The 14,691-nt window shown below is 63.8% G+C and carries 17 protein-coding genes; 11 read left to right on the top strand and 6 right to left on the bottom strand.

Annotated features, from left to right (window positions below; translation table 11 throughout):
* Positions 1 to 37: 37 nt before the first annotated feature.
* The 3 genes from RHIZ70P_RS04795 to mobB are packed head-to-tail and all read left to right on the top strand — an operon-like array spanning position 38 to position 2,402.
* Positions 38 to 1,258: a multidrug effflux MFS transporter gene (locus tag RHIZ70P_RS04795; protein ID WP_235842144.1), complete on the top strand. Its 1,221-nt coding sequence runs from the start codon at positions 38 to 40 to the stop codon at positions 1,256 to 1,258.
* The gene (gene mobA, locus RHIZ70P_RS04790) at positions 1,255 to 1,881 is read left to right on the top strand and encodes a molybdenum cofactor guanylyltransferase MobA (RefSeq protein ID WP_115669248.1); all 627 of its coding nucleotides are present in this window, start codon (positions 1,255 to 1,257) and stop codon (positions 1,879 to 1,881) included. Before RHIZ70P_RS04795 ends, mobA begins: the two co-directional genes overlap by 4 nt.
* Entirely contained in the window at positions 1,878 to 2,402 is a 525-nt protein-coding gene (gene mobB / locus RHIZ70P_RS04785) for a molybdopterin-guanine dinucleotide biosynthesis protein B (RefSeq protein WP_115669247.1), read from the top strand. Before mobA ends, mobB begins: the two co-directional genes overlap by 4 nt.
* 82 nt (positions 2,403 to 2,484) lie before the next feature.
* Here mobB and RHIZ70P_RS04780 read toward each other — a convergent pair whose 3' ends face one another.
* Entirely contained in the window at positions 2,485 to 5,142 is a 2,658-nt protein-coding gene (locus RHIZ70P_RS04780) for an OmpA family protein (RefSeq protein WP_235842143.1), read from the bottom strand.
* A 363-nt stretch (positions 5,143 to 5,505) separates the two neighbouring features.
* On the opposite strand from RHIZ70P_RS04780, the gene RHIZ70P_RS04775 reads away from it, so the two are divergent.
* The 4 genes from RHIZ70P_RS04775 (at position 5,506) to RHIZ70P_RS04760 (ending at position 8,503) form a co-directional block, all read left to right on the top strand.
* Entirely contained in the window at positions 5,506 to 6,282 is a 777-nt protein-coding gene (locus RHIZ70P_RS04775) for an ABC transporter substrate-binding protein (protein ID WP_115669246.1), read from the top strand.
* 106 nt (positions 6,283 to 6,388) lie between these two features.
* Positions 6,389 to 7,192, top strand: a complete 804-nt coding sequence (locus RHIZ70P_RS04770) for an ABC transporter permease (protein ID WP_115669245.1) — start codon at positions 6,389 to 6,391, stop codon at positions 7,190 to 7,192.
* Positions 7,189 to 8,019 (top strand): ABC transporter permease, encoded by an 831-nt coding sequence (locus RHIZ70P_RS04765; RefSeq protein WP_115669244.1) that lies wholly within the window; start codon positions 7,189 to 7,191, stop codon positions 8,017 to 8,019. Before RHIZ70P_RS04770 ends, RHIZ70P_RS04765 begins: the two co-directional genes overlap by 4 nt.
* A gap of 217 nt (positions 8,020 to 8,236) precedes the next feature.
* Positions 8,237 to 8,503, top strand: a complete 267-nt coding sequence (locus RHIZ70P_RS04760) for an usg protein (RefSeq protein ID WP_115669243.1) — start codon at positions 8,237 to 8,239, stop codon at positions 8,501 to 8,503.
* 6 nt (positions 8,504 to 8,509) lie between these two features.
* Here RHIZ70P_RS04760 and RHIZ70P_RS04755 read toward each other — a convergent pair whose 3' ends face one another.
* Positions 8,510 to 9,232 carry a DUF2270 domain-containing protein gene (locus RHIZ70P_RS04755; RefSeq protein WP_115669242.1) on the bottom strand — a complete coding sequence of 241 codons (723 nt, stop codon included), beginning with the start codon at positions 9,230 to 9,232 and terminating at the stop codon, positions 8,510 to 8,512.
* A gap of 168 nt (positions 9,233 to 9,400) precedes the next feature.
* Between RHIZ70P_RS04755 and RHIZ70P_RS04750 the strand changes: the two genes are divergently transcribed.
* The 4 genes from RHIZ70P_RS04750 (at position 9,401) to RHIZ70P_RS04735 (ending at position 12,212) form a co-directional block, all read left to right on the top strand.
* Complete coding sequence (locus RHIZ70P_RS04750; protein WP_115669241.1) at positions 9,401 to 10,210, top strand: methyltransferase domain-containing protein; 810 nt, start codon at positions 9,401 to 9,403, stop codon at positions 10,208 to 10,210.
* Between the two features lie 96 nt (positions 10,211 to 10,306).
* Complete coding sequence (locus RHIZ70P_RS04745; RefSeq protein ID WP_147293964.1) at positions 10,307 to 10,561, top strand: hypothetical protein; 255 nt, start codon at positions 10,307 to 10,309, stop codon at positions 10,559 to 10,561.
* 41 nt (positions 10,562 to 10,602) lie between these two features.
* A complete protein-coding gene (locus RHIZ70P_RS04740) occupies positions 10,603 to 11,523 on the top strand; it encodes an NAD(P)-dependent oxidoreductase (RefSeq protein ID WP_419178270.1) in 921 nt (306 codons plus the stop codon).
* Positions 11,520 to 12,212 carry a DNA alkylation repair protein gene (locus RHIZ70P_RS04735; RefSeq protein ID WP_115669238.1) on the top strand — a complete coding sequence of 231 codons (693 nt, stop codon included), beginning with the start codon at positions 11,520 to 11,522 and terminating at the stop codon, positions 12,210 to 12,212. Before RHIZ70P_RS04740 ends, RHIZ70P_RS04735 begins: the two co-directional genes overlap by 4 nt.
* Positions 12,213 to 12,227: 15 nt before the next feature.
* Here RHIZ70P_RS04735 and RHIZ70P_RS04730 read toward each other — a convergent pair whose 3' ends face one another.
* From RHIZ70P_RS04730 to RHIZ70P_RS04715, 4 genes are all read right to left on the bottom strand, one after another.
* Entirely contained in the window at positions 12,228 to 12,716 is a 489-nt protein-coding gene (locus RHIZ70P_RS04730; protein WP_115669237.1) for an Lrp/AsnC family transcriptional regulator, read from the bottom strand.
* Between the two features lie 64 nt (positions 12,717 to 12,780).
* On the bottom strand, positions 12,781 to 13,434 hold the full coding sequence (locus RHIZ70P_RS04725) for a uracil-DNA glycosylase family protein (RefSeq protein WP_115669236.1): 654 nt from the start codon (positions 13,432 to 13,434) through the stop codon (positions 12,781 to 12,783).
* Between the two features lie 11 nt (positions 13,435 to 13,445).
* Positions 13,446 to 14,057 (bottom strand): glutathione S-transferase, encoded by a 612-nt coding sequence (locus RHIZ70P_RS04720; RefSeq protein WP_115669235.1) that lies wholly within the window; start codon positions 14,055 to 14,057, stop codon positions 13,446 to 13,448.
* A 21-nt stretch (positions 14,058 to 14,078) separates the two neighbouring features.
* Positions 14,079 to 14,657, bottom strand: coding sequence for a thermonuclease family protein (locus tag RHIZ70P_RS04715; protein WP_235842142.1), 579 nt, complete (start codon positions 14,655 to 14,657; stop codon positions 14,079 to 14,081).
* Positions 14,658 to 14,691 lie beyond the last annotated feature (34 nt).

The following is a 14,691-nucleotide window of genomic DNA, read 5'->3' as shown; positions in this document are numbered from 1 at the left end:
TGATCGGACACCGACCGCCGCGACGGGGAACGAAGCCTTGACGAACACACGCTTTCTCGACCGTCGGTCGCCGCCGCACATCGTGACCCTGGTGGCGATCGCCGGCCTCTCCGCGCTGACGATGAACATCTTCCTGCCGTCGCTGCCGAGCATGGCGAAGGATCTCGGCGTATCCTACGGTACGATCCAGATCCTGATCTCCGGCTATATCGCCGTCACCGCGCTGATCCAGATCGTCATCGGGCCGCTTTCGGATCGCTTCGGACGGCGGCCGACGGTGATCGGCAGCCTGGTCATCCTTCTCCTCGCCACGCTCGTCTGCATGGTCGCCACCGACATCTACACGCTTGTCGCAGCCCGCATGCTGCAGACCGCCGTCGTTACCGGCATCGTCTTGTCACGGGCCATCGTGCGCGACATGGTGCCGATGGAGGAAGCCGCCTCGATGATTGGCTATGTCACCATGGGCATGACCATTGTGCCGATGATCGGCCCGACCATCGGCGGTGTTTTGGGCGACGCCTTCGGCTGGCGCGCCAATTTCGCCGCCCTCCTTGTCCTTGGAACCCTGGTACTGGCGCTGGTCGCCGTCGACCTTGGCGAAACGAACCACAATCGCAGCGCCAGCTTTTCCGCACAGTTCAAGGCCTGGCCGGGCCTGCTCGCTTCGCCGCAGTTCTGGGGTTATACGGCCGTCGTCACTTTCACCTCCGGCGCCTTCTTCGCGTTTCTCGGCGGCGCCCCCTTCGTCGGCGCGACGCTGATGGAGATGAGCCCGAGCACGCTCGGCCTGCAATTCATCTTCATCGCCGCCGGCTACATGGTCGGAAACTACCTTTCCGGCCGCTATGCAAGGCGCTTCGGCACCTTTGCCATGATGCTGGCCGGCACCATCATGCTGATTGCCGGCACAGTGTTGCCGATCCTCTTCCTGCTGGCGGGTGCCTCCTCCGCCCTCGCCTTCTTCGGGCCGCAGGTCATCGTCGGCTTCGGCAACGGTCTGACCCTGCCGAGCGCCAATGCCGGCGTGGTCAGCGTCAAGCCGCATCTCGCCGGCTCGGCCTCGGGCCTCAGCGGTGCGATCGCCATGGGCGGCGGTGCGGCGACCTCGGTCTATGCCTCGGCCATCCTCAGCGTCGAAACCGGCGCCATGCCGCTCCTGCTGGTCATGCTCGCCTGCGGTGTGCTTGCCATCGCCGCCCTGCTCTTCCTCCATTATGCTGACAAGAGCGACAGCTGGAGGGATGACGAAAGATGAGCGATCGCCAGAAGCTCCCGGCATTGATCCTTGCCGGCGGAGCCTCCCGCCGGATGGGCCGCGACAAGACGACCGCCCCCTTTGACGGCCGGCCGATGATCACCTGGATCGTTGAACGCCTCGCCCCCCAGGTGATCTCGCTGGCGATCAATGCGCCGGAGGGTTTTCCCCTCGGCCTCGGCCTGCCGCTCGTGCCGGACACGGTTGCCGATCGTCCAGGCCCGCTTGCCGGGGTCCTGGCCGGCCTGCGCCACGCGGCAGCGACGAGTACGGCCAGCCACCTGCTGACCGTTCCGGCCGACACGCCCTTCCTGCCGTCCAACCTCGCCGCCACGCTCTGCGCCGCAGCCGACGACCCCACGCGCATCGTTCTGGCCGCCTCCGCTGGCCGGGTCCATCCGGTCGTCGCTCTCTGGCCGCTATCGCTCGCCGATGACCTGGAGAGCTGGCTGGCCAATCCCGACAACCGCCGCCTCCAGGCCTACATCGCCCGCCATCCCTCGCTCGCCGTCGACTTCCCGCTGGTTGAAACGTCGGCGGGGTCGCTCGACCCCTTCTTCAACGTCAATACGCCGGCCGATCTCCTTTCGGCCGAACGCTATCTCGAGGCCTTGTCGAAATGACCGCCAGACCCCGCATCTTCGGCATTTCCGGCTGGAAGAATTCCGGCAAGACCGGCCTTGCCGTCCGGCTCGTCGCCGAGTTCACCCGGCGCGGCTATCGCATTTCGACGATCAAGCACGCCCATCATGATTTCGACATCGACAAGGTCGGCGCCGACAGCTACCGCCACCGCGAGGCCGGCGCCCATGAGGTGGCCCTCGTCTCGGGCACGCGCTACGCCATCATGCACGAATTGCGGGGCGCCGCCGAACCGAGTTTCGAGGACATTCTGGGCCGGCTCGGCCCCTGCGATCTGGTGCTGATCGAAGGCTACAAGCGCGAGCCCGTGCCGAAGATCGAGGCCCGGCGGCTGGAGGCCAGGAGCCGCGAACCGCTGGCGCCGAACGATCCGCACATCGTCGCGATCGCCGCCGATCATCCGGTTGAAGATTCGCGCTTGCCGGTCTTTGACCTCGACGACACCATGACAATCGCCGACTTCATCGCGGACATCGTCAAGTTACCGGCCCGGACCGGCTGAAGAAAACGGAACATGCAAAGAGGCCGCCGGATCATCTCCGGCGGCCTCTTCATTTCCATCGGCCATCTTGGCCTTGTCGCCGTCAGTTCGAGGCGGTCGCGGGGCGAACGAGCGAGGTGACGCGGCGGATTGCGACGCGACGGTTCTGCTGTTCGTCTCCGGCGGTGCGAATCTTGAGGTAGCGCTCGCCATAGCCCTGGACGGTGAGGTTTTCCGGCGGGATGCCATAGACCTCGGTCAGCAGGTTGGCGACCGTCTCGGCGCGCTGGTCCGACAGGACCAGGTTCGACCGGTCTGAACCCACGGCATCCGTGTGGCCCTCGATCAGGAAGGTCTCGCCCGGATCCTTCGCCAGCACCTGTTCCATCGCCGCCGCGACCTTGCGCAGGGTCTTCGCCTGGGCGAGCGGAACCTCGGCCGATCCCGACGGGAAGGTAATCGTGTCGAGGTCGATACGGCGCACCTTGTCACGAATACGGGCCGACGACTTCACCTCCTCGATCGAGTAGACCCGCTCGACACGCTCCACCGGCGGCTGGGCGAGGAAGTCGTAATAATCGCGATCGGGCGCATTCGACGTCGTGACGATATAGTCCTGAACCGGAATGGTCAGGCGCATCGGCGGCAGGCTGTAGCCGACGTCGACATAGACATGCGGCTCTTCGCGGTCGGCTTCCGGAGCATAGAACAACACATATTCCTCACCACCCGCGGTGAAGCGCGAGCGCAGGATGATGTCGCCGTAGCGGTTGTAGACCGTTACCAGCCGCGAACCGTCATTGCGCTCGATTGTCTCGCGCATTCGGCCACGCGACAGTTCTTCGTAGAAGGTCTGCTCCTCGTCATAGCGCAGGCGCGACCTGTCGTTGTTGCGCACCACTTCAAGGTTGCCGACGTTGATGATCGTCCGGTTGTCGACTTCCTCGACTACCCGCACCTCGTTCACCTGGTTGACGATATTCGTTTCATTGATGTTCGTCTCATTGGTGACGTTGGTGGTGACGTTTGTCACGTTCGTCACGTTCGTCACATTCGTGACGTTGGTCACCGAAGTAGGCACCTCAAAGGCAGGGGCGGTTTCCCTGGCCTCGCCCTTTTCCTCGATGAGGGCTTCCATCACTTGCGGCTCGAACTTCGGCGCGTCGCCCTGCGCCTCGGCATCGCTTGCCGGGGCCGCAACGACCGGCGTTTCCTCGCGCTGTACGGTGCGCGCATCGCGAATTTTGGCACCGCCGCTATTGTCGGCATCCTTGTCGCTGTCGAGAACGGCCGCGCCATTGTCGACCGGCAGAACCACCGTCTCGGCAGTCTTGGAAGGATCCTCGGCGATCTGCTGTTTGTCTTCGGCGCTGCGCTCGTCGACGATCTCGGTGACCGGCGCATCCTCCGGTGGCTCGACGGCCGGAACGAGAACCTGTTCACCAACAGGCTGCTGGTCGGGCGCCGGTGCGGCGGTCGACTGGTCCTGCGGCGCTGCGGGCGCCTCACCCTGCGTCTCGTCCTGAGCCGGCTTCATTTCGTCGTTGGATAGCGGGCTTTCAGCCGGCTGTTCGGCCGGAGCGGTCTCCACTTGAGGCGCTTCTTCGGCAGGCGCCTGATCGGCGGGGGCGGCCTCGTTGGATGGAGCGGCAGGCGCGGTAGCGGGTTCCTCAGCCGGGGCCGGCTCATCCGCTGGGGCTTGCTTCGCGGGAGCCTCTTCTGCCGGGGCTTCCTCTGCAGGAGCCGGCTGTTCTACCGGGGACTGTTCGCCCGGAGGGCACGCATCGGCGGATGCCGCTTGCGATCCGTCCGCGCACGTCACGGCTTCCGCTGCCGGCGGCTCGGTAGTCTTCTGCGCCTCTTCAGCAGCCTGCTGCTCGGCAGCCTTCTGGGCTTCTTCGGCAGCCTGCTGCTCGGCGGCCTTCTGCGCTTCCTCGGCAGCCTGCTGTTCGGCGGCCTTCTGGGCTTCCTCGGCCGCCTGCTGTTCGGCAGCCTTCTGCGCTTCCTCGGCAGCCTGCTGCTCGGCGGCCTTCTGCGCTTCCTCGGCAGCCTGCTGTTCGGCGGCCTTCTGGGCTTCCTCGGCCGCCTGCTGTTCGGCAGCCTTCTGCGCTTCCTCGGCAGCCTGCTGCTCGGCGGCCTTCTGCGCTTCCTCGGCAGCCTGCTGTTCGGCGGCCTTCTGGGCTTCCTCGGCCGCCTGCTGTTCGGCAGCCTTCTGCGCTTCCTCGGCAGCCTGCTGCTCGGCGGCCTTCTGCGCTTCCTCGGCAGCCTGCTGTTCGGCGGCCTTCTGTGCTTCCTCGGCAGCCTGCTGCTCGGCAGCCTTCTGGGCCTCCTCGGCAGCCTGCTGTTCGGCGGCCTTCTGGGCCTCCTCGGCAGCCTGCTGTTCGGCGGCCTTCTGGGCTTCCTCGGCAGCCTGCTGCTCGGCGGCTTTCTGGGCCTCCTCGGCAGCCTGCTGCTCGGCGGCCTTCTGCGCCTCCTCGGCAGCCTGCTGTTCGGCGGCCTTCTGCGCCTCCTCGGCCTGCTGCTGCTCGGCTGCACGCTGAGCGTCGATCGCATCGCAGCTCGCCTGGTCCGCGGCCTGGCTTCCATCGCTACAGGTCACGGCAGCCTGGGCAAGCTCGATAGTGCCGAGTATACGGCTCGACACGGGCGAAACGGCTTGCTGCGAGCGCAGCACGGTTGCCGCTGCGACCGGGTCAACCATCACAGCCGCCGACAGAACGGGTGCTGCGACGGTGGCGAACAGTTTCGATCTCAAATTCATAAGCGTTTCCTTGGGCGGAGCGTGATACCACGCGGGAAGTGTTGGAAGGAGCACCGACGAGGCGACATTTATAAGGCCGCCCGATTCTCCCAGTCCGATCGGGCAGAACCTAGGCGTCCGCCAATTAACCTCGGCTGAACGAAAAAGTTTCGTCGCCGTCGATGCTTTTCGCGAAATTTGGCCGGCAATCACCACGAGCCACTGTTGCTCAACCGTACAATTTTTATCCAAGGCGCGTCTTTGCAGTTGATTTTCCCTGAAAAAGAGTAGGAATATCGCTCCCAGTCCGGCACGCAGTGCCGCGCTACCCTGTTCAGCGCAGGACCGATAACAACCGCGCGAACGACCAACAGAGAGGATCTCATGCGTATTTCGACACGTTTCTTCGCCGCAGCTTCGATTGCCGCCCTGTCGCTTTTTGCCGGCGCCGCAATGGCAGAAGGCGAAAAGCTGATCATCGGCACGGAGGGCGCCTATCCGCCCTTCAACAACCTCGAATCGGACGGCACGCTCGTCGGCTTCGACATCGACATCGCAAAGGCGCTTTGCGATGAAATGAAGGTCACCTGTGAATTCGTCACCCAGGATTGGGACGGCATCATCCCGGCGCTCCAGGCCAAGAAGTTCGACGCCATCATCGCCTCCATGTCGATCACCCCGGAGCGCAAGGAGAAGGTCGACTTCACCGACAAGTACTACAACACCGGACCGGCGATCGCCGTGCCGAAGGATTCGCCGATCACCGACGTGGCCGGCCTGAAGGGCAAGACCATCGGCGCCCAGTCGTCGACCACCCACGCCAACTTCGCTGAAAAGGCCTTCGCCGATTCCGAACTCAAGCTCTATCCGACCACGGACGAATACAAGCTTGACCTCGAAGGCGGCCGCATCGATGCCGCCATCGACGACGTCGTTGTCCTGTCGGAATGGGTCAAGTCGGACGCAGGCGCCTGCTGCAAGATCCTGACTGCGCTCACGCCGGACATCGAAATCCACGGTCCGGGTGCCGGTATCGCCGTCCGCAAGGGCGAGACCGCGCTTGCCGAAAAGTTCAACGCGGCGATCAAAGCGATCCGCGCCAACGGCAAGTACAAGGAAATCAACGACAAGTACTTCGATTTCGACGTTTACGGCGAGTAAGCGTTGAAAGTCTGACCAGGGAATGGCGGAAGGTTGCACTTCCGCCATTCCTGCTTGAAACGAATGACAATAATTTGCGGCTCGAACCGCAGAGGGGAAATTCAGCATGAGCGGATTGTTTTCCGCCCTCGGGTCATTTTGGACCTGGTTTCAATATGCCTTCGATCCGCTGTGCGGACCGGCCGGCCTCTTCACCCTGTTCGGCAGTTCTTCGATCGTCGCATGCGGTGCGACCGGTTGGGGCGACGAGATCGCCTTCGGCGTCAAGGTCACCGTCACCCTGTCCCTCGCGACGCTTCCGATCGGCCTTCTGCTCGGCTTTGCCGTGGCGCTGGCCATGCAGTCGGAGGAAAAGACCCTGCGTGTCGCCGGCGGCATCTACACGACGATCTTTCGCGGCCTGCCGGAACTGCTCACCCTGTTCATCGTCTATTACGGCGTGCAGATGGGCATCCAGTCGATCCTTGCCTGGTTCGGCAATGAACAAAGGATCGAGATCAACGCCTTCGTCGCCGGCATGATCGCGCTGTCGGTCGTGTTCTCTTCCTATTGTTCGGAGGTGCTGCTCTCGGCCTTCCGCGCCATTCCCAAGGGCCAATATGAAGCGGGCGACTCGCTCGGCTTCCATCGCGCCAGAACCATGCGGCTGATCATCCTGCCGCAACTGATCCGCATCGCCCTGCCCGGCCTTGGAAACCTGTGGATGAACCTGTTGAAGGACACCGCCCTCGTCTCCGTCATCGGCCTTTCCGACATCCTGCGCCAGACCGGCATTGCCGCCAAGGTCAGCAAGGAACCGTTCTTCTTCTATCTGCTGGCCTGCGCTCTCTTCCTCGCGCTTGCCATGCTGTCTTCCATCGGCATCAGTGCCATCGACCGCTGGAGCAACCGCGCCGGAGGCCGCCGATGAGCTACGCCACGCAACTCATTCCGGCGCGTCCGGCCCCGCCGGCCTACAAGCCGCCCATCAGCGGCTCGCGCATTATCGGCCTTTTCGGTCTCGCGCTCTGGGCCCTGCTCGGCCTGGCGCTGGCCTATATGATGATCAGCAACTGGGACACCGACAAGTTCGTCAAATACGGCCCCCGCTACCTGTCCGGCCTCTGGGTGACAATGACGCTCGTGGTGGTCGGGATCGCCGTTGGCGCCCTGCTGTCCATTCCGATCGCCTTTGCCCGCATGTCGAAAAACCGCGTGCTGAACGTGATCTCCTATGCCTATGTCTACCTGTTCCGTGGCACACCGCTGCTCGCCCAGATCTACATGATCTATTACGGCCTCGGCTCGTTCCGGCCGCAGATCGAGGCCGTCGGCCTGTGGTGGTTCTTCCGCGAGGCCTGGTATTGCGCGCTGCTATCGATGACGCTCAACACCGCCGCCTATCAGGCGGAGATCCTGCGCGGGGCGATCCTGAGCGTGCCGCGCGGCCAGACCGAGGGCGCCAAATCGCTTGGGCTGAGCCCCTTCGTCACCTTCCGCAAGATCATCCTGCCGCAGGCGCTGATCGTGGCGCTGAGGCCCTATGGCAACGAGATCATCCTGATGATCAAGGCCTCGGCCGTCGTCGCGGTCGTCACCGTGCTCGACCTGATGGGCCAGACCCGCTACACCTTCTCGCGCACCTTCGACTACCAGGCCTATCTGTGGGCCGCGATCTTCTATCTGTCGATCGTCGAGGCCATGCGCCATATCTGGGCGGCGATGGAAGCGCGGCTGACGCGCCACCTCAAGCGCTAACCCGGCAGGTCTGCCGCAGGCAGCACTCGATCGATGCGGCTGCCAACCCATTGGTTCCGAATGAAAATTCGGAACCACCCCAATCCTGTTAAGCTTCAGTTAACCTTGCGGTGCTTCCATATCAGCAGGCCGCTCATAGGGCGCGGCCGATCGGTCCGCCGAAGCGGAACACCGCCGGCTCCGGTCCTCTGGATAAGGGAACGAAGACGAGGTTGTCATGAACCACGACATGGAAATGATGCTGAAGGGTTATGGCCTGACGACGGCGCAAATCCTCTACCGGCTGCCTGACCATCCGACACTGCTGCAAACCTATGTCTGGCAGCACTATGATCTGGCCCCCGATTTCCCCGAGATGAAGGGTTTCCTCAAATTCTGGCAGGAAAAGCTGGACGGCCCGCTGCATTCGGTGCGCTACGTGCACAAGCAGATGATCGCGGCGCATGAGTGGCGCGCCCTGAAGGGTGAATTCATTCTCCACTGAGACCGGTCAGACATGCACCTCGCCATGGGCGAACTCACCGTCATCGGGTTCCCGGTGGAGCGCTGAGAAGACCACTGCACAGTGCAACAGCCCGACGGCAGCGAGAACCAGCCAGCCCGGCAAGGGACCGAGCGTCGCATTGGCCATCAGGTCGCCGAAGGAATGGATGAACTCGACCGAGGGCTCGTCGGGCAGCAGCTTGGGGCTGGAAATCTTGAGGCCCCAGGCCAGCAGCAGGATGAGATACATCCAGACATAGTTGCGGCGGATGCGGCGGAACAGCGCTTCCCGGTAGCTCATGAGGAAGGCCGGACTGCGCAGGCTTGCCGCGATCGCCGCCGCCCAGTCGGGATTGAGTTCGGCTTGTGGGCTCAGCACCTGGGCGAAGTAGTGTCGCTCGAGCTGGCGCACCCGCGCCCGATAGACGTCGAAGAAACGGTAGCGCCGCGCCTCGATCATCAGGAACAGAGAGATCAGCAGCATGGCGAACAGCACCACACCATGATGCGATGTCGGTGTCGACAGCGACACCGAGAGCAAGCCGGCGACCACGGTCATGGCCCAGTTCGAGGTACGGTCGATCCGATCGCGCCAGCTGGTCATCCGGCCGATCTCGCCGCGATAGTAATGGATGATCATATTGGCTTTTTCGACCGAAGTCGCCGGCAGGGCCGGCCCGTCGCCATGCGCCTTTCCTGCCCGCTGGATGATTTCGCCCTGTTCCGCCATGCTGCTGCCCACCTCCCGTGATGCCTTTGTGGTTACCCCGCCTAACGAGGCACGGCAAGGCCGTGTTCCGGCCGCAGGCCAGCTTCACGCATTGCCAAACCCCGGCCGACCATTTAGAGGCTGGCCAAACGGGCGCCGGCTGTCGGCGCTGAACGACCGGAGTTCCCCATGGCCAAGATCGACGAAGACGCATTGGCGGAAGCCTACAACCGGGCGCTCGCGCTGGAAAAGTCCGGCGACATCGACGCCGCCGTCAAGGCCTACGAGGAAGTGCTGGCGATCGACCCCGAGGACCATGGCGGCGCCTCCGTCCGGATCGCCTCGCTGGGCCGCGGCGAAGCCCCGCCGAAGGCGCCCGACGCCTATGTCGAGACCCTGTTCGACCAGCACGCCGAAGCCTTCGAGGACATTCTCGTTGAGCAACTCGGCTATGCCGTGCCGGCCATGGTGCGCCAGCGATTGCAGGCGCTCGAACTCGGACCGTTCAAGCGCATGCTCGACCTCGGTTGCGGCACGGGCCTGACCGGTGGCACGCTTCGCGACATGGTGGACGACATCACCGGCATCGACATTTCGGAAAACATGGTCGAGCTCGCCCACGAGAAGGATCTCTACGAGACCCTCTATGTCGCCGAGGTCGAGGATTTCCTCGAGGACAATGACGAGGAGGCCTTCGACCTGATCACCGCGACCGACGTGCTGCCCTATCTCGGCGCGCTCGAGCCGCTGTTCTTCGGCGCGGCCGAAAACATGGTCGCCGGCGGCCTCTTCATCTTCTCCTCGGAAACGCTCGATCCTTCGGACACGCGGACCTATGCCGTCGGTCCGCACCAGCGCTTCCTCCACTCGGAGGCCTATATCCGTGAGCGGCTCGCCTCGACCGGCTTCGAGATCATCGAGATCTCCGATATCAACGTGCGCATGCAGGACGGAAACCCGTCTCCTGGCCACCTGGTGATCGCCCGCCTGAAAGGCTGAACCGATTGCCGCGCTGGTGATTTGATGAGAAACTATAGGGGCAGGCCCGAGCCGGCCCCGTTTCTTTTCCTCATAGGTTCTCCCATGATCCGCGCCATGTCTTTCGCCCTCCTAGTCTGTCTTGCTGGCCAGGCTCAGGCCGCGGGCGATCCCGTCGCCGGCGAAGCCGCCTATGCGCAGGCCTGCGCCCGCTGTCACCGCAGCGTCGACCGCATCCTCCCATTCATCGCCGGCAATGATGCCGCGGCAAAAACCGCCTATCTCGACGCCTTGCTCGCCGACCACCGGGCGCCCGATCCGGCCATGCGCGCCGATCTCATCGCCTATCTCCTGAAAGTTTCCGGCCTCTGAGGACCACTGCCCGGCTTGCTGCGCTTTTCCTTCGCCGCGCTATGCTTTATTCCTGCCGTCACGAAAAACGAGGCAGGAGATTTCTGAGCATGGCCAAGGTCGCATTCATCGGTTTGGGCGTCATGGGTTTCCCGATGGCGGGGCACCTGAAGACCAAGGGCGGACACGACGTCACCGTCTATAACCGCACTGCCGCCAAGGCCGATAAATGGGTGGCCCGGTTCGGCGGCAAGGCGGCCGCCACCCCGGCCGAAGCGGCACGGGATGCCGATTTCGTCTTCACCTGCGTCGGCAATGACGACGACCTGCGCTCGGTGACGATCGGCAAGGACGGCGCGTTGTCGGGCATGAAGTCCGGCGCCATCCTGATCGACAACACCACCGCATCGGCCGAGGTCGCCCGCGAGCTTGCCGAGGCTGCCGCCGCGAAGGGCTGCGGCTTCATCGACGCGCCTGTCTCCGGCGGCCAGGCCGGCGCCGAGAACGGCGTGCTGACCGTCATGTGCGGCGGCGACCAGGCCACCTTCGACAAGGCAAAACCCGTCATCGACGCCTTTGCTCGCATGGTCGGCCTGATGGGTCCGGCGGGCGCCGGCCAGCTCACCAAGATGGTCAACCAGATCTGCATCGCCGGCCTGGTCCAGGGTCTTGCCGAGGGGATTCACTTTGGCAAGAAAGCCGGCCTGGACATTGAAAAGGTAATCGAAGTCATCTCCAAGGGGGCGGCCGGCTCGTGGCAGATGGAAAACCGCCACCAGACGATGAACGAGGGCAAGTACGAGTTCGGCTTCGCCGTCGACTGGATGCGTAAGGACCTTGACATCGTGCTGTCCGAGGCCCGCCGCAACGGCGCGGCGCTGCCCGTCACCGCACTGGTCGACCAGTTCTACGGCGAAGTTCAGAAGCTCGGCGGCAATCGCTGGGATACGTCCTCGCTGCTCGCCCGGCTGGAAAAGAAATGACGCTCCAGCCTGCGTCATCGGTCGGCGAGATCCTCGCTTATCTCCGGTCGTTGCGCAACGAGGCCAATATTGCCGGCATGGCCCGGTTCGGCATCGACACGACCACGGCGCTCGGCATCACGACGCCGCAGATGCAGGCCCTCGCCCGGCAGGTCAATCGCGATCACCGCCGGGCTCTCGCCCTGTGGCAGACGGGCCTGCGCGATGCGCGCATGCTGGCGATCCTCACGGCCGATCCGAGAGCGCTGACGATGGAGGAGGCGCGGGCCTGGGCGGGCGATTTCAATTCCTGGGAAATCGTCGACACGGCCGCCGATCTGTTCACCCAGACGCCGTTCTGGCGCGCGCTTGTGACGAAGTTCGCCGATGACGAGCGCGAATATGTCCTCCGCACGGCCTTCGCCATGATCGCCGGCGCCACCGTCCACAACAAAGACGAGCCGGACGAGAGCCTGCTCGCCTATCTTCCTTTGATCGAAAAACACGCGACAGACCCGCGCAACTTTGTCCGCAAGGCGGTCAACTGGGCCCTGCGCAACATCGGCAAGCGCAACGCAACCTGCCACGGCCCGGCGCTGGCGCTGGCCGAGAAACTGGCGGCAAGCGACGACAAGACGGCCCGCTGGATCGGCAAGGACGCCGTTCGCGAACTGAAAAGCGAAAAGATCCTCGCGCGCCTCAAGGCGTGAGGATCGCAACCGGCCTCAGTCCTCGGAATTCTTCTGGTTGTCGAGCAGCATGTAGTCGAGCGGCAGTTCCGTCGTATACTTGATCTGCTCCATGGCAAAGGCCGAGGAAACGTCGCGGATTTCGATCTTGGCGATCATCCGCTTGTAGAAGGCGTCATAGGCGGCGATGTCCGGCACGACGACGCGCAGCAGATAGTCGACGTCGCCGCTCATGCGGTAGAACTCGACGACCTCCGGGAACTCCGCCACGACTTCGGAAAAGCGCTTCAGCCATTCGATCGAATGGCTGGAGGTGCGGATCGAGACGAACACCGTGACCTTCGTATTGACCTTGACCGGGTCGAGCAGCGCGACGCGGCGACGGATGATGCCGTCTTCCTCCATCTTCTGGATGCGCCGCCAGCACGGTGTCGTCGACAGGCCGACCTTCTTGGCGAGGTCGGCAACGGCCAGCGTCGAGTCTTCCTGGAGGATGCGCAGAATTTTTCGGTCGAGTCGGTCCATGCCAAAGCCTTTCGAATAATTTTCTCGATATAGCTCGCATTTTATTAAAGCAAAGAAAATCGTTTCAGCCGATCAACCTTTCCACCTCGGATTTCAGCACCGGCAAGACCTCGGCCTCGAACCAGGCATGGCGTTTCAGCCATCCCGTGTTGCGCCAGCTCGGATGCGGCAGCGGCAGCACCTTCGGCCCCTCGACATTCCCCTGCCAATAGTCGCGCCAATGCGCGACCGTCTCCGTCATCGTCTTCCTCTTACGACTTCCCAGATGCCAGGCTTGGGCAAAGTGCCCGATCGCCAGCACCAGCTCGATCTGCGGCATGGCCGCCATCACCGCCTGACGCCATTGCGGCGCGCATTCGCGCCGCGGCGGCAGATCGTGGCCATTGGCATTGTAGCCGGGAAAGCAGAAGCCCATCGGCGCGATGGCGAAACGGTCGCGGTCGTAGAAGGTGTCGCGATCGACCCCCAACCACTGCCGCAACCGGTCGCCCGAGGCATCGTTGAACGGCAGGCCGGTCTGATGAACCTTGAGCCCCGGCGCCTGACCGGCGATCAGGATACGGGCGCGCGACGAAATGATCGCAACGGGGCGCGGCTCGTGCGGCAAGCGATTTTGCGGACCGCCGGCCGGACAGTCGCGGCAGATACGGCAAGCGGCAATGGCGCGCCTCAGCGCATCCAAGGCCTCGTCCCCGCCCTCGCCTGCCTGTCCGTCCATGACACGGCCGCTCAGAGCGCCGCGCTCGGCCGCTGATGCACGGCCCTGAACCAGCGCCAGACATGGGTCAGGTCCTCCGGACAGGCGATCTTTGCCGGCTTCATGAACTCGAACGCGATCATCGCCGTGATGTCGGCGATCGTGAAGCGCGGTCCGACGATGAATTCGCGGCTTGCCAGTTCGCCATCGAGGAAGCGCAGGAAGTCGAGCACCTTCGGCTTGTTGGCCTCTCCCCAGGCCGGCACCTGCGGAACTTCCCACCCAGCCATGGCCGGGTGCAGGTGGCGGAAGGCGGCAGCAACAGAGGCGAGGAACATCAGCTCGACGCGCCGGTTCCACATCTCGACAAGCGCCTTGTCCTTCGCATCGATGCCAAACAGTGGCGGATCCGGATGGAGCTCCTCAAAATAGCGGCAGATGGCAACCGACTCGCACAGCACGGTCCCATCGTCGAGCTCGAGGATCGGCAGCCGCTGCAGCGGGTTCTTCGCCGTGATCTCGTCTGACTTGTGCCCGAACGCGCCCATGTCGACCGCGACCGTATCGACCTCGATGCCCTTCTCCTTGAGGAACACCGTCACCCGTCGTGGATTGGGCGCCCGCCCGCCGTCATAAAGCTTCATGATACCTCCCGCGATTGAACCTCAATTGACACCAAGCAAGCCTCGGAGGAAAGCCCAAAACCGGGCGATCGGTTCCACCTCGCCTGCCTCCGTTGCCTCCGAAGGCTGATGTTCCCGCCTCCACTCGTCCGGCCGTTGGAAATCGCCGGCCCACAGGCCCACCCGCTGATGTTTCGCCGCAGCCTCCTCGCGACCGTAGTCGCCGTAGGCCACGGCATGCCCGTCCCTAACCATTGCCGCATTGACGTCGGCATCGCCGACGCTGCAGCGTACGAGCAGTCGACCAAAACGGTCGCGTTCGCCACCGCTGCATGAAAACGCCGCCTCCTCCGTCCAGAGCGCCAGCCGTCGCCGGGCAGCCTTCCCGCAAGGGATAGCGCGCTCGTCAAGGCTGCAGGCCTGATCAAGCTCCGGCGCATCGATCCCCTCGAGCCGAAGGCGCTCGCCGCCCAGCATCAGCGTATCGCCATCGACGGCGACGAACCGGCCGGCGAGCATCCGCCTGTTGTCCTGCTCCAGCTTGGCCGCAATCAGGAGGCCGAGCACCAGCATCGAAACGCCGACGACCCCATCGCGCAGGACGCGTCCACCGATCTTCACATTTCGGCCCATTTCAACAATGAAACCTTGGCGA

Origin of the sequence: Paenirhizobium selenitireducens ATCC BAA-1503 (genome assembly GCF_900492185.1) — a bacterium.
In the GTDB taxonomy this organism is placed as follows: domain Bacteria; phylum Pseudomonadota; class Alphaproteobacteria; order Rhizobiales; family Rhizobiaceae; genus Allorhizobium; species Allorhizobium selenitireducens_A.
The sequence above is the reverse complement of the archived record's forward strand: the minus strand, read 5'-3'. Positions and strand labels throughout refer to the sequence as shown.